The sequence below is a fragment of the Gordonia otitidis NBRC 100426 genome (assembly GCF_000248075.1).
GTDB lineage: Bacteria > Actinomycetota > Actinomycetes > Mycobacteriales > Mycobacteriaceae > Gordonia > Gordonia otitidis.
This window is the reverse complement of record NZ_BAFB01000065.1, coordinates 20,516-31,843: the sequence shown is the minus strand read 5'-3', so window position 1 is coordinate 31,843 and position 11,328 is coordinate 20,516. Positions and strand designations below refer to the sequence as shown.

Sequence of the window (11,328 nt, the reverse complement as noted above, 5' to 3'; positions counted from 1 at the left end):
CACTTCAACCTGCCCGGAGCGCAAATGTCAAATCACTCTCCACGTGGCCAACGTCGCTATGCAAAGCTGACAGAGGCGGCGGAATACCTCGGCGTTACCGATCGCACCATCCGGCAGATGATCGCCGATGGCCGAATTACGGGATACCGCAACGGAAAGCGCCTAGTTCGCGTCGACCTGAATGAGATCGACGGAGCTATGCGGCCGTTTGGCGGTGCAGCATGAGCGACTATCGCGAAGATGCCGAGTGGCAAGCAGCGCAACGCACTCTCGTTGCCCCTGCCGGATCGAATTCAGCTGAGCGTCTGGTCAATTCCATCCGCGCCGCCCATCACATGTATGAGGTCGAGTGCGACTACGAGCGACCCCAGGCCGATCACGCGGACCTCGGTCTCGTCGACGTCGACCACGACGCAATCGGCGGCGATGTCGAATGATTGCAAAGAAAAACCCCGGCGGGCGAGCCGGGGAATCTCAAGCAGTCGAGTGGGTGCGCGACTTCCTCGAGTATAGCGAACCTCTCACCACCGAGGAACGCTCCGAAGTTGCTGCCGTGTCTGTCGTCGTCGAACTCGGCTATCGGCCTGCCGTGCAGTGCACGTCGTGCGGGTCGTGGCTCGTAGCTCCGAAATCCGTTGCGTTGCATCGTGGCCCGGTGTGCCGGAGCAAGGACGGTGACGCATGACGTCACTGACTTATGAGCGCGCAAACAATCTTCGATACAAGCTCATCGACGTCGAACTGCCCGAGGGCGTCGACCGGGCGATGTTCTGTGCGTTGCTGACTGCGGGTGTCCGTGGCTGTCTTGAGCAAGAGCTCGACGCACTGGAGGACAATCGGAATGCGATGAAAGACGCGGCCCTGGCGATCTCGCAGGCTGCGGACTGGAATGCCGTCGCCAAGCGGCTCCGTGACCGTGACGCCGCAATTCGTTCCGGCGCTTTCGTTGAGCGGGTGATCACATGAGCGTGCCCAATTTCTACGACGCGCCCGAACTAGACGAGAACGGATTACCCTGTCAGACAGCGACTCTCGCTGACGTCCACGCGGCGTTCACCGACTGGCTCGGTGACGATTACGACACCGACGCGCTCGACGCGGTGCTCGCTGCTGCGGCTGTCGAGCAACTCGACGGAGACCCGCTCTGGTTGCTACTGATCTCCGGTTCAGGCAACGCCAAGACCGAGACAGCCCAGGCGCTCGCCGGTGCCGGAGCAATCGTCACATCGACAGTCTCATCACCAGGTGCCCTGTTATCGGCGACCGCACAGAAGGACCGCGCCAAGGACGCGACGGGCGGACTCCTGCGCAAGATCGGTGACCGCGGCGTACTGGTCATCAAGGACGTCACGAGCATTCTTTCGATGAACAAGGACGCTCGCGCCGAGGTGCTCGCCGCGCTGCGCGAGGTCTACGACGGCCACTGGTCGCGAAACGTCGGTTCTGATGGTGGCCGCACGCTCGACTGGCATGGCCGCATCGTTGTCGTCGGAGCCGTCACGACCGCCTGGGACAAGGCGCACGCGGCCATCGCGTCGATGGGTGACCGGTTCGTGCTGGTGCGCATGGATTCCCGTTCTGGTCGCCAGAAGGCCGGCAGGCAGGCTATCGGCAACACCGGCCACGAGGCTGCGATGCGCGGTGACCTCGCTGATGTTGTGGCTGCGCTTCTGCGACGAGATCTCGTCGGCGTCGCACTCACCGAGGACGAGACCGACAAGGTGCTCGCCGCTGCCGATCTGGTGACGCTCGCACGCACGGGTGTCGAGTTCGACTACCGCGGCGACGTCATCGACGCACACGCGCCCGAGATGCCCACCCGCTTCGCCAAGCAACTCGCACAGGTGATGCGCGGCGCGGTCGCGCTCGGAATGGACCGCCAGCATGCCTTGCGGCTGGCGATCCGGTGCGCGCGCGACTCGATGCCTCCGCTGCGCCTGGCGATAGTCGACGACATCGCAGCGCATCCCGGCTCATCGACGACCGAGGTACGGAAGCGTATCGACAAGCCACGCAACACCGTCGACCGACAGTTACAGGCGCTGCACATGCTCGGAGTGTTGACGTGCGAAGAGGAACCGCAGGGAGACATCCGCACAGTGTGGCGCTACTACCTCGCCGACGACATCGCGCCCGAGGCCCTAGTAGTGCCAAAGAAGTCAGTACCTGCGCGTAGGACTACTGGAAAGAGCGGTGATTCCAGGTGACTCCTACCCGCCCCTACCTACATGTTTGGGACAACTCTCGGAGGCTCCCCCTCTGTGGCGCCTGCCGGTTCCCGATGAGTTTCGACGAGGACATCGAGCGCGGCCAGCACCTGACATGCGTGCCCATCGCCTGGCCTCGAGGCTCCGTGCAACGCGCCCGCATTCGACGACCATTCCACTTCCCAACGAAGGAGACACACTGATGAGCCAATCCCCAAACCGCGAGACCGACGTGTTGATTTACGCCGCGCTCGAGACGACAGATTGTTTCTCGTGGGTGATTGACACCCTCAGCGATCACGGCGTCTGCGACGACCACCAGTTCGAGACCGATGCGCTCGCCGAGACGGTCGCCAATCTGCACCGAGCCACCTTCGAGTTCACCCACTACTCCGATGGCAGACCAATCCGAGCCACCGAGGTCGTCGACGGCGGCATTCACATCTCGCATGTGTTCGCGGCCGTCGTCGAGCAACGCGGCGAACGACTCCTCTTCACCGATCGGAGGTTGCGTGACCCCGGCACACCCGACCGCGGCCACTACCGCGTGTATGTCGACGACGCAGCGGCAACTATGCGTGTCGAGCTATACGGACCGCTGGAGGCGATATGAGCCGCAACGTGTCTCGTCGTGAGGGCGGCGTGGTTGATCTGCTCGAGGCGATACTGCGCGGCACCGCAGACCTGTCGGGTGCCGCGTGCGTCGGCTCGCCGGAGTTGTTCGATCCTCCTGCCCCGTACGAGGACGCCGCCGACACCCGGTACCGACACGCGAACGCCGAAGCGTTGTGCCACCGCTGTCCGGCCCTCGATCGCTGTCGGGACTGGGCGGCACAGCGGCGCACTGACGGCTCTGTGCTCGCAGCCCAGGTGCCACGCCTTCCCGGTCGACCACGGAGCGTCGCGTGAAGCGCTACGGGCGGACCGGTCCCGCCACAGTCATCGTCACGTCATCGCCAGCAGACGACTCCCGCCCGATCTGCCTTGCGATCGGACCCGACCGGTACGGGATGACCACAGAGGAAGCATACGAACTCGCGACCGTCCTGGCCGCTGCACTCGACGAACTCAGGAGACAAGCATGACTGACCAATTCCCCGACCAGGACGTGACGGCTGTACGCCGTAGCCTGCGCATCGAGCGTGCGGTGATCGGCGCGGTGCTGCACGGATACCGCGCCGACAATCACGGTTTCAACGCCGCGATCACCGATCTGTGGGTCACCGAGCAGGCGAGCGCCGTTGATGTCAACATCACCCTTTTCTGGGCGCTGTCTCGCCTGCCTCGCAACGGTGAGGAACCCACACAGCTACAGGATCGGCTCGCGGTGCTCTATGGGGTGTCTGATGACGATTGAGAAGGTCTCCGGTGTGCTGCTCGATGCCGCCGACGCCGACTACCTCGCACGCGCGATGAAACTACTCGCCGCACTACTCGAGGCCAAGCAAGGTTCACGTCCGTCGCCTCGGCTGGTCGACCTCGAACGCCGCCTTTCTCGCGCGAGTTCTGACGCGACACGCTCTACCACTAGCGGGTACGTCAGTGGCGCAAAGGATTCGGCGGATCGTGACGCATTGTCTGCCTATGAGTTCGTCGACACCGAACGCGCCGCAAACATCCTCGGATGCACCCCCGGCAACGTCCGAGACCTCGCGCGCCGCGGTCGGCTCCCTGCTGTACGTTCCGGTGGGCGGTGGCTATATCCAGCGGCAGCGGTGGTCGCCCGCGCCGAGCGACAGGGGTGACCGTGGCTGAAAAACGCATCACCGGCGTCGAGTTGGTGAAGGTAGGCACCTGGGAAGCTTCCACCGGACCGTGGACAGTGACCCGCGCCGACATCGCCGCCATGATCGACGCATTCACAGCGGGAGCCGTACGCAAACCCCCGATCAAACTCGGCCACACCGACGAACGATTCGACGGCACACCCAGTTTCGGCTTCGTCGACAAACTACGCACAACCAACAACGGCGACGCTCTGGTCGGTGATCTCGTGATGCCGGCATGGTTGGCCGACGCCGCACCACTGCACTACCCGGACCGTTCCGTGGAAGCTGCCTACGACTTTCAGGACGGTGCTGGCACGGTGTGGCCGCTGGCTTTGACCGGCCTCGCGCTGCTCGGCGAAGCCGCACCCGCCATCACGTCCCTTGATTCGCTACAGGATCTGGTGGTCGCGTCAGCCCGCAAACGCGTCGCCCTCACAACCACTGGTGCCGGATGGCCCGACACCGGTTACCGCACAACCATTCTCATCGCCGCGGCTCGACGTCGCCGCAACCAACGGAAGGTGCTCTAACATGTCGACCTCTATTCCCAACCCGCGCGTGTACGCGCCCGGTGGTGATGTCACCGCCCAGGCGACCGCCGCCATCACCGCACGCCGATTCGTCGCAATCTCAGGCAACCGCACCGCGGACGGCAACCTTGCAGTGGCACCCGCCGCCGCAGGTGCCCGCACATTCGGTGTCGCCAAGCACGACGCCAACAACGGAGAGCTCGTCGGTGTCGCACGTGACGGCGTTGTCAAAGTCACCGCAGGAGCAGCGATCGCCGCAGGCGCGGACGTCGAGGTCGGCACCGCGGGCCGCGTCATCACCGCCACCAGCGGCAAGGTCGTCGGCTACGCCGTCACCGCCGCCACCAACAACTCCGACGCCGAAATCGCGCTTCTCTGAGAGGAACTGACCCATGCCCAACGCTTTGATCCCCGAACTGACCGGGCGTCGACTGACCGTCGATGTCGCACTCAAACAGCCCAACCTCATCCGCAACCAGATCGCCAAGCTCGCCGACGAACAACTGTTGCTGCCGAAGTTTTTCTCCAACCTCGGCGCACCTGTCACCGGGGGCGGCATGCTCTATTCGGTGGTGCAGGCGTCCGACTTCTACTCCACTGACGTCGAGAAGCGTTCCCCCGGCAACGAATACCGGGTGGTTGAGGGTGTCGACCCCGAACCCAAGCTCGCCGTCGTCGAGGACTGGGGCGGCAAGTTCCAGATCACCGACGAACAGATCAGCCGCAACGATGTCAGCTACCTAGACCAGCAGACCACGCAGCTGTCGAACACGATTGCCCGGAAACTCGACGTCGCCGCGATGGGCGCCATTGCCGACGCCACCATCGAAGCCGTCACCGGACACGACTGGTCAGACCTCGTGCTCGTCGGACCCGAAACCCAACTCACCCCATCCGGCTCCCGACCGACCGCTGACCTGTCAGCCGCACAGTTGGCCGCAGACCTCGAGGAACTCGGCGTCACCCACGACCTGCTGGTCGTACACCCGAACGAAGCGCACAGCCTGCGCGTCGCCTACGGTGACGGACTCGACGCCATGCTCAAGAGTGCAGGCGTGACGCTGTTCGCCAACCCGCGCGTCGCTGCCGGAACCGGGTGGGCAGTGCAGGCCGGTTCCGTGGGCACGGTCGGATTCGAAGCCCCACTGACCGTCGACAAGTGGGACGACCGCTCGACGCGCTCCACGTGGGTGCAGGCCTACTGTGTGCCCGCGTTCGCCGTCGACCGCCCCTACGCCGCCAAGAAGATCACCGGCCTCGCCGGATAAAGGAGACGATCATGGCACTGACATTCACCGACGACCAGACCAGCCAACTGTTCGAACTGCTCGGGCTGCCCGCCGACACCAACCCCACCGACGTCGACGCAATCCTCGCCGTCATCGACGACCTCGCCAAGCAAGCCGCCAACACCGACAGCAAGGACACCAAGCCCTCCGCGGTCGCCGCCGCAGCGAAGCGCATCGGCATGGAAGTCATCGACAGCCACAGCCTCGCCGCGCTCCGCACCGAAGCCGCCGAAGGCCGACAGGTCAAAGCCGCAGCCGCGAAAGCAAAGATCGACGGCCAGGTCAACGACGCGATCCGAGCGGGCAAGATCACCCCCGCCCGACGTGACCACTGGGTCACACTCATCACCGCAGACCCAGGCATGGCCGACGTCCTCGCGTCAGTCCCCGACGAGACCGCCGTCCCCCGAACCGAGATCGGGCACTCCGCCGACACCGACGACCTGACCGACGCCGCAACCTGGTTCCGGTAACCCCCACAACGTTCGGCGCGTCAAACTCACCCAAGGCCGTAACGCTCCAGTTCCAGCCGACCGGGAATGCATGGCCGCGAGAGCCCCCGTCCCCACCAGTGGACTTTCCAGGCTCACAGACCGACCAGCGCGCCGACACCAGACCCCCGCAAACCCACCACGGGCGAGCGGGGGTCTACCCATCCCGGCACCCCAGAAATATCCGACACCCCCACACACCGCTGACTGCCGAGGTAAGTCAGGTTTTTTATTTTTCGCAGGTCACAGCGGTTTCGGCTCCGATGGCCCGGGGCTGGCTACTGATCGGCTTCTCGGCTCGCATTCTGGCGTTGCGCACGGATGGAGCGTGCCTCGAGTGCTCGCGTTGAGCGCGCGCGGTGCGGGATCTGCACGATGGGCAACGCGCCTGGTGGAAGCAGTTCCTCGACTGGAAGGTTCTGGATAGGAAAAGTAGAACGCCGACGAAACCACCTGCCAGGCCGTGGCGCCCAGGTCACAATGACGGAAGCGTCGGCCTCGCTCCATGTTTCTGGAAGCCCTAGGTGGATTCTGACCGTGCTACCTGAGTGAATGACAGGCATGGAGTACGCCCAGTGTCCACCTTCCGTTTCAACGCCTGGATCGCAGTTCGATCCGAAAAGTCTGACGTCGTAGGCATCGCCGTCGCCAATGTTCATTAGGGTGCAGGGGGCAGGCCAATATCTGCCGTTGAAGCCAGAGCCGAGGCGCGCGTCGCTTACGAGCCGACCCTCGAGGCGGATTACTGGTCTAGGCCGGTCGAACCATCGGAGTACGAGCGTTACAACCGTCGAGACGAGCGCTGCTACTGGGACAACCTGCCATAGGTTCACGGTCACGGATTCTATGGCCCCGGCATTACCCGGCAGACCTCTTCCTAGGGCATTTTCTCCGGGGGAGAGAGAAATCTGACTACCTCGGCCAGTCAGGTGGTTCCCCCGGTCTCGATATTTTGGGGCTATTGTCCGTTTATGGCCTCGTGGTTTGAACTGACTGGAAACGATTGCGCGGCGTGTGGCGAGCCGGAGAAGCTCAAGCACATTCGGGTGAATGGCTCGGATGGTCTGCCGTATTTGGAGCAGACGAGTGGCCCGAGTTGTTTCATCACGTCCTGCGATGCCTATGTCACGTTCAGGGCTTCGGAGTAGGTCGTGGGCCTGCGTTGGGAAACTCTCAATGCAGCTACCGTTTGTATCGACACCCTACGGGTGGCCGCGCGTTGAACCCCATCCCGTTCGACCCACGACAACCATGCCCCTATCGCGTCCGGCCACGACTCCTAGCACCGTGCCCGATGGGCAGGTGTGATCGTCATGGCACCGGGTCTCGGTTCGCGAGGTCGGGACTGGTGGCCCTCAAGCACGGTGAGGGACTGGGCTACGTGCTGACCGCTGGTTTTCGTCGGGCTGGGTCGATGACGACGGGCACGCGGTTGGAGTGGTTGCGTGCGCTGAGTGCCCTTGCCGGGAGTCGAACCCGGCAACCGTTGAGATGAGCACAACGGTTGAACCCGTCAGGGCGTTAGGAGGTAGCTGCGTGGTGAAATTCGCCATGCAGTCGCGGTGATGAGCACCGCGCGGGGCCAACCGTGTACATGACGCCCACGGTTGCGGCGTAGTCGTCAGGTCGGTCTGCTCTTATCCACTTGTTGGTGAAGAGCAGCCCCGTGCTGAGCACTCAGTGCTGCACAGTGCCCCGGTCTTGCTCGGAGACCTCGGTGTCAACCGACTCCTTCAACGTGCTCAACAGCTTCTCTGGCTCGTCGCCCATCGCCGCCGACATCCACTTCTTATGGGGATCAGCGTCGTCGGCACGCACGTAGTAGTGAACCCGGTACCCGCCGATGCGACGCCGATTGGTCTTCCGCAGCCGCGTCCACTTCTCGTATTTGCATTTCGCGACGCCGGCACTGAACACGTCTTCTGCGAGTCCGTACACGACACCGAGTTCCCGCTCAGTGAGCGCCGTCAACACAACTACCGTCATCCGCCCGTCGTCCCAGACGTAGATAAGGCACGCAGACTTCCACACGACGCCGTCCTCAGCCGTGTAGGTCGGCGACTCGTTGCGTTGCTTGACGGTGATGCCGAACTGGGACAGATCCGATGGTTCCGAGCGTCGAACTGCGACAACTGTGAGGCTCATGCGTGCCACCCCAGATCCATGCAGAGTCGCAGAACAGCGAGGGGGACGAAGTAGAGGGCCAGCGTCACGATGATCGTGACGCAGTCAGCAGCTAAGGTGTGATGACGATGCATCGGAATTGCCTCCGGTGAGTCGAGGCCCTGGAAGGTGTGGGAAGCACCAACCGGGGCCGATCTGTTTCCACACCGAGCCGCGTATTGCACGCTAGTTGCACGTACTACACCCTTGAAAGCAAAAAACCGCCTGTGACCAGGCGGTTTTTAAGCTCCCCCAACTGGACTCGAACCAGTAACCGTTCGATTAACAGTCGAATGCTCTGCCAATTGAGCTATGGGGGACTGCTCACGATCCGGGTGCCTCGAAGAGCACCAGAACCGAACGCTGACTCTAGCGTATCGAGTTACACAAGGACAAAACGCCAGGTCAGAACGGTGGGGCGGGCGGGGCTCGAACCCGCGACCTACGGATTATGAGTCCGCGGCTCTAACCAACTGAGCTACCGCCCCGATCGGGCATGTGCCCGAAGCAGAGTACCGCACATGTCCGCCGGCGAGGGTCCGCGGGTAGCGCTCCGCAGGTCGTCGGTGAGCCCCGGCCTCACCCCTCCCGGTGTCGCCGGATCGACGACCGCGCGCGGGTCGCCATCGAGTGACTGACGCCACTTTTCGCCCGCGTCGAGGAAAACCTCCCGTCAACTGGCCGATCGGTCAGGTAGCGCACCATACTTTCGGTAGGCCGTCAGGCCTCCTGTCCAGGCCGCTTCGCCGTTGCAGCGCCATCACCACCTGCCCGAGCCTCGAGGAGGCGAGACGATGAGTGCAGACCATATCTGGGGATGTCCCCGACCCACACCTGACCGCTGCTCAGGCGCCCACACGTACTCCGGCGGTTGCCGATACAACTCCGAGGATCCCCATCGGCCGATGTTCCCCGAGGAACTCCGCCCCGGCGGCAGGCTCAACGCCGCCTGACCACGCTCATCCGGCGTCGACGACGGGATCGACGGCCTGCTCGAGCAGGCTGCGCCGATACGCTTCCAAGGCGACGAGGTCGCCGAACACCGCGTGGTATCCGTCGGGGTCGTCCGAGGGCGCCATACGTCGCAAGCGGGACTTGATGTCGGCGATCTGCGACCCGACCCAGACCTCCTGCAAACGTGCCAGGACGCTGCCGATGTAGCGCGGGATGTTCTGCTCGCTGACCGGCATCGGTTCGACGGCGAGTTCGGTCACGATCGGCCCGACGACAGGGTTGTCTATCTCGTGGTTGACGGCGTCGATCCATTCGGTACCGCCCATGCCCGATGACGTTCCGCCCAACGCCGACATCGCATTCCGGACCACGGTGTAGGCAGGCTCGGTGAAGCACTCCTCAGGAAGCGAGTCGAAGACGGTCCCCGCGATAGCCGGGTACTGCAGCGCGGCCTTGAGTGCCTCGCGCTGAGGCCACAACCGGGGATCGTCGGGACTCGGACGACCCGGACCGGGCGCCTTCTGCGCCTCTGGCCGGTCGCGTCGCATCTGTCGTCCCCGACCACTAGCCGACGGACGGCCGTGCGCACGGGAGACGCGCGCGCCCTCCTCACGGACCCGAGCCAGGACCTGTCCCACTTCCTCCCAGCCGACCCAACCGGCGAGTTGGCGCGCGTACTCGTCGCGTAGAGCCACGTCCTTGATCCGCGCCACCACCGGCACGGTGTCGCGCAGCGCGTGCACGCGACCCTCTGCGGTGTTGAGATCGAATCCCGCCAGAACCGCCTTGATGGCGAACTCGAACATCGGAACCCGGCGAGCGATGAGATCACGGACAGCCGCGTCGCCACGCTCCTGGCGCAATTCGCACGGGTCCATCCCCTCGGGCGCGATCGCGACGAAGGTCTGGCCCGCGATGGACTGCTCTCCTTCGAAAGCCTTGAGAGCAGCGGCTTTTCCGGCCTCATCGCCGTCGAAGGTGTAGATCACCTCGCCCCGGAAGTAGGAATCATCCATCATCAGTCTGCGGATGAGCGCCAGGTGATCCTCACCGAACGCGGTACCGCACGACGCGACGGCGGTCGTGACGCCCGACATGTGCATGGCCATCACGTCGGTGTAGCCCTCGACCACGACAACCTGATGACTTTTCGCGATGTTCTTCTTGGCGTGGTCGAGCCCGAACAGCACCTGAGACTTCTTATACAGCATCGTCTCCGGGGTGTTCATGTACTTGCCGAGGTTGTCGTCGTCGAACAGCTTGCGAGCTCCGAAACCGATGATGTCTCCACCGAGATTGCGGATGGGCCACAGAAGGCGACGATGGAACCTGTCGATGGGCCCCTTGCGTCCCTGTTTCGACAGGCCGGCGGCCTCGAGCTCGGCGAACTCGAAACCCTCCGAGAGCAACGCCTTGGTCATGGTGTCCCAGCCCGCAGGCGCATAACCGCAACCGAAGGTCGCGGCCGCGGCGGCATCGAAGTTCCGGTCGGTGAGGTAATCGCGCGCAGGCTGTGCATCCGGCGACCGCAACTGGGCGGCGTAGAACTTCTGTGCTGCGGCGTTTGCGGCGACCAACCGCGCTCGGGTGCCGCGATCTCGGGCGACCGACGTTCCCCCGCCCTCGTAGTGGATCTGGTAGCCGATCCGGTCGGCGAGTTGCTCGACCGCCTCAACGAAGCTGACGTGTTCCTGTTTCTGCAGGAAGCTGTAGACGTCGCCGCCCTCCCCGCACCCGAAGCAGTGGAAGTGCCCATGATGTGGACGGACGTGGAATGAGGGGGTCTTCTCGTCGTGGAAGGGACACAATCCCTTGAGTCGATCGGCACCGGCCGGACGTAGTGCGACGTAGTCGCCGATGACTTCCTCGATGCGTGTCTGCTCACGGATCGCCGTGATGTCACGATCGGGAATTCGGCCTGCCAC

Annotated in this window: 17 protein-coding genes and 2 tRNA genes; 15 read left to right on the top strand and 4 right to left on the bottom strand. The window is 63.9% G+C overall.

The window, feature by feature from the left end:
• Window positions 1-24 precede the first annotated feature (24 nt).
• The 14 genes from GOOTI_RS25020 (at window position 25) to GOOTI_RS05985 (ending at window position 6,268) form a co-directional block, all read left to right on the top strand.
• On the top strand, window positions 25-225 hold the full coding sequence (locus GOOTI_RS25020) for an excisionase family DNA-binding protein (RefSeq protein ID WP_007237685.1): 201 nt from the start codon (window positions 25-27) through the stop codon (window positions 223-225).
• Complete coding sequence (locus GOOTI_RS27345; RefSeq protein WP_007237684.1) at window positions 222-437, top strand: hypothetical protein; 216 nt, start codon at window positions 222-224, stop codon at window positions 435-437. Before GOOTI_RS25020 ends, GOOTI_RS27345 begins: the two co-directional genes overlap by 4 nt.
• Window positions 434-685: a DUF6011 domain-containing protein gene (locus tag GOOTI_RS27035; protein WP_007237683.1), complete on the top strand. Its 252-nt coding sequence runs from the start codon at window positions 434-436 to the stop codon at window positions 683-685. The genes GOOTI_RS27345 and GOOTI_RS27035 overlap by 4 nt, the downstream gene beginning before the upstream one ends.
• Window positions 682-966 carry a DUF2742 domain-containing protein gene (locus GOOTI_RS06035; RefSeq protein WP_007237682.1) on the top strand — a complete coding sequence of 95 codons (285 nt, stop codon included), beginning with the start codon at window positions 682-684 and terminating at the stop codon, window positions 964-966. The genes GOOTI_RS27035 and GOOTI_RS06035 overlap by 4 nt, the downstream gene beginning before the upstream one ends.
• Complete coding sequence (locus GOOTI_RS06030; protein ID WP_007237681.1) at window positions 963-2,207, top strand: winged helix-turn-helix domain-containing protein; 1,245 nt, start codon at window positions 963-965, stop codon at window positions 2,205-2,207. Before GOOTI_RS06035 ends, GOOTI_RS06030 begins: the two co-directional genes overlap by 4 nt.
• A gap of 202 nt (window positions 2,208-2,409) precedes the next feature.
• A complete protein-coding gene (locus GOOTI_RS06025; RefSeq protein WP_007237680.1) occupies window positions 2,410-2,820 on the top strand; it encodes a hypothetical protein in 411 nt (136 codons plus the stop codon).
• Window positions 2,817-3,116 carry a WhiB family transcriptional regulator gene (locus GOOTI_RS06020; protein ID WP_007237679.1) on the top strand — a complete coding sequence of 100 codons (300 nt, stop codon included), beginning with the start codon at window positions 2,817-2,819 and terminating at the stop codon, window positions 3,114-3,116. The genes GOOTI_RS06025 and GOOTI_RS06020 overlap by 4 nt, the downstream gene beginning before the upstream one ends.
• Window positions 3,113-3,292: a hypothetical protein gene (locus tag GOOTI_RS06015; RefSeq protein WP_005174827.1), complete on the top strand. Its 180-nt coding sequence runs from the start codon at window positions 3,113-3,115 to the stop codon at window positions 3,290-3,292. Before GOOTI_RS06020 ends, GOOTI_RS06015 begins: the two co-directional genes overlap by 4 nt.
• Window positions 3,289-3,564, top strand: coding sequence for a hypothetical protein (locus GOOTI_RS06010; RefSeq protein ID WP_007237678.1), 276 nt, complete (start codon window positions 3,289-3,291; stop codon window positions 3,562-3,564). Before GOOTI_RS06015 ends, GOOTI_RS06010 begins: the two co-directional genes overlap by 4 nt.
• Complete coding sequence (locus GOOTI_RS06005) at window positions 3,554-3,952, top strand: helix-turn-helix domain-containing protein (RefSeq protein WP_007237677.1); 399 nt, start codon at window positions 3,554-3,556, stop codon at window positions 3,950-3,952. Before GOOTI_RS06010 ends, GOOTI_RS06005 begins: the two co-directional genes overlap by 11 nt.
• Before the next feature lie 2 nt (window positions 3,953-3,954).
• On the top strand, window positions 3,955-4,506 hold the full coding sequence (locus GOOTI_RS06000; protein ID WP_007237676.1) for a hypothetical protein: 552 nt from the start codon (window positions 3,955-3,957) through the stop codon (window positions 4,504-4,506).
• Between the two features lies 1 nt (window position 4,507).
• A complete protein-coding gene (locus GOOTI_RS05995) occupies window positions 4,508-4,885 on the top strand; it encodes a capsid cement protein (RefSeq protein ID WP_005174819.1) in 378 nt (125 codons plus the stop codon).
• A gap of 13 nt (window positions 4,886-4,898) precedes the next feature.
• Complete coding sequence (locus GOOTI_RS05990) at window positions 4,899-5,774, top strand: major capsid protein (protein ID WP_007237675.1); 876 nt, start codon at window positions 4,899-4,901, stop codon at window positions 5,772-5,774.
• A gap of 11 nt (window positions 5,775-5,785) precedes the next feature.
• Window positions 5,786-6,268, top strand: a complete 483-nt coding sequence (locus tag GOOTI_RS05985; RefSeq protein WP_007237674.1) for a phage protease — start codon at window positions 5,786-5,788, stop codon at window positions 6,266-6,268.
• A gap of 1,695 nt (window positions 6,269-7,963) precedes the next feature.
• Here GOOTI_RS05985 and GOOTI_RS05980 read toward each other — a convergent pair.
• The 3 genes from GOOTI_RS05980 to GOOTI_RS05970 all read right to left on the bottom strand — a co-directional run bounded on the left by GOOTI_RS05980 (window position 7,964) and on the right by GOOTI_RS05970 (window position 8,937).
• Window positions 7,964-8,431, bottom strand: a complete 468-nt coding sequence (locus GOOTI_RS05980; protein ID WP_005177875.1) for a hypothetical protein — start codon at window positions 8,429-8,431, stop codon at window positions 7,964-7,966.
• A 265-nt stretch (window positions 8,432-8,696) separates the two neighbouring features.
• A tRNA-Asn gene (locus tag GOOTI_RS05975) sits at window positions 8,697-8,769 on the bottom strand.
• 94 nt (window positions 8,770-8,863) lie between these two features.
• Window positions 8,864-8,937, bottom strand: a tRNA-Ile gene (locus GOOTI_RS05970).
• A gap of 306 nt (window positions 8,938-9,243) precedes the next feature.
• Between GOOTI_RS05970 and GOOTI_RS26080 the strand changes: the two genes are divergently transcribed.
• Window positions 9,244-9,402, top strand: coding sequence for a hypothetical protein (locus GOOTI_RS26080; protein ID WP_169315792.1), 159 nt, complete (start codon window positions 9,244-9,246; stop codon window positions 9,400-9,402).
• A 6-nt stretch (window positions 9,403-9,408) separates the two neighbouring features.
• On the opposite strand, the gene dnaG is transcribed toward GOOTI_RS26080, so the two are convergent.
• Window positions 9,409-11,328 carry a DNA primase gene (gene dnaG / locus GOOTI_RS05965; RefSeq protein ID WP_007237673.1) on the bottom strand — a complete coding sequence of 640 codons (1,920 nt, stop codon included), beginning with the start codon at window positions 11,326-11,328 and terminating at the stop codon, window positions 9,409-9,411.

What these genes read in the sequence shown, in the direction of transcription:
- GOOTI_RS25020 (WP_007237685.1), top strand. Translation starts at nt 25, where the DNA reads ATGTCAAATCACTCTCCACGTGGCCAACGTCGCTATGCAAAGCTGACA.
- GOOTI_RS27345 (WP_007237684.1), top strand. Translation starts at nt 222, where the DNA reads ATGAGCGACTATCGCGAAGATGCCGAGTGGCAAGCAGCGCAACGCACT.
- GOOTI_RS27035 (WP_007237683.1), top strand. Translation starts at nt 434, where the DNA reads ATGATTGCAAAGAAAAACCCCGGCGGGCGAGCCGGGGAATCTCAAGCA.
- GOOTI_RS06035 (WP_007237682.1), top strand. Translation starts at nt 682, where the DNA reads ATGACGTCACTGACTTATGAGCGCGCAAACAATCTTCGATACAAGCTC.
- GOOTI_RS06030 (WP_007237681.1), top strand. Translation starts at nt 963, where the DNA reads ATGAGCGTGCCCAATTTCTACGACGCGCCCGAACTAGACGAGAACGGA.
- GOOTI_RS06025 (WP_007237680.1), top strand. Translation starts at nt 2,410, where the DNA reads ATGAGCCAATCCCCAAACCGCGAGACCGACGTGTTGATTTACGCCGCG.
- GOOTI_RS06020 (WP_007237679.1), top strand. Translation starts at nt 2,817, where the DNA reads ATGAGCCGCAACGTGTCTCGTCGTGAGGGCGGCGTGGTTGATCTGCTC.
- GOOTI_RS06010 (WP_007237678.1), top strand. Translation starts at nt 3,289, where the DNA reads ATGACTGACCAATTCCCCGACCAGGACGTGACGGCTGTACGCCGTAGC.
- GOOTI_RS06005 (WP_007237677.1), top strand. Translation starts at nt 3,554, where the DNA reads ATGACGATTGAGAAGGTCTCCGGTGTGCTGCTCGATGCCGCCGACGCC.
- GOOTI_RS05995 (WP_005174819.1), top strand. Translation starts at nt 4,508, where the DNA reads ATGTCGACCTCTATTCCCAACCCGCGCGTGTACGCGCCCGGTGGTGAT.
- GOOTI_RS05990 (WP_007237675.1), top strand. Translation starts at nt 4,899, where the DNA reads ATGCCCAACGCTTTGATCCCCGAACTGACCGGGCGTCGACTGACCGTC.
- GOOTI_RS05985 (WP_007237674.1), top strand. Translation starts at nt 5,786, where the DNA reads ATGGCACTGACATTCACCGACGACCAGACCAGCCAACTGTTCGAACTG.
- GOOTI_RS05980 (WP_005177875.1), bottom strand. Translation starts at nt 8,431, where the DNA reads ATGAGCCTCACAGTTGTCGCAGTTCGACGCTCGGAACCATCGGATCTG.
- GOOTI_RS26080 (WP_169315792.1), top strand. Translation starts at nt 9,244, where the DNA reads ATGAGTGCAGACCATATCTGGGGATGTCCCCGACCCACACCTGACCGC.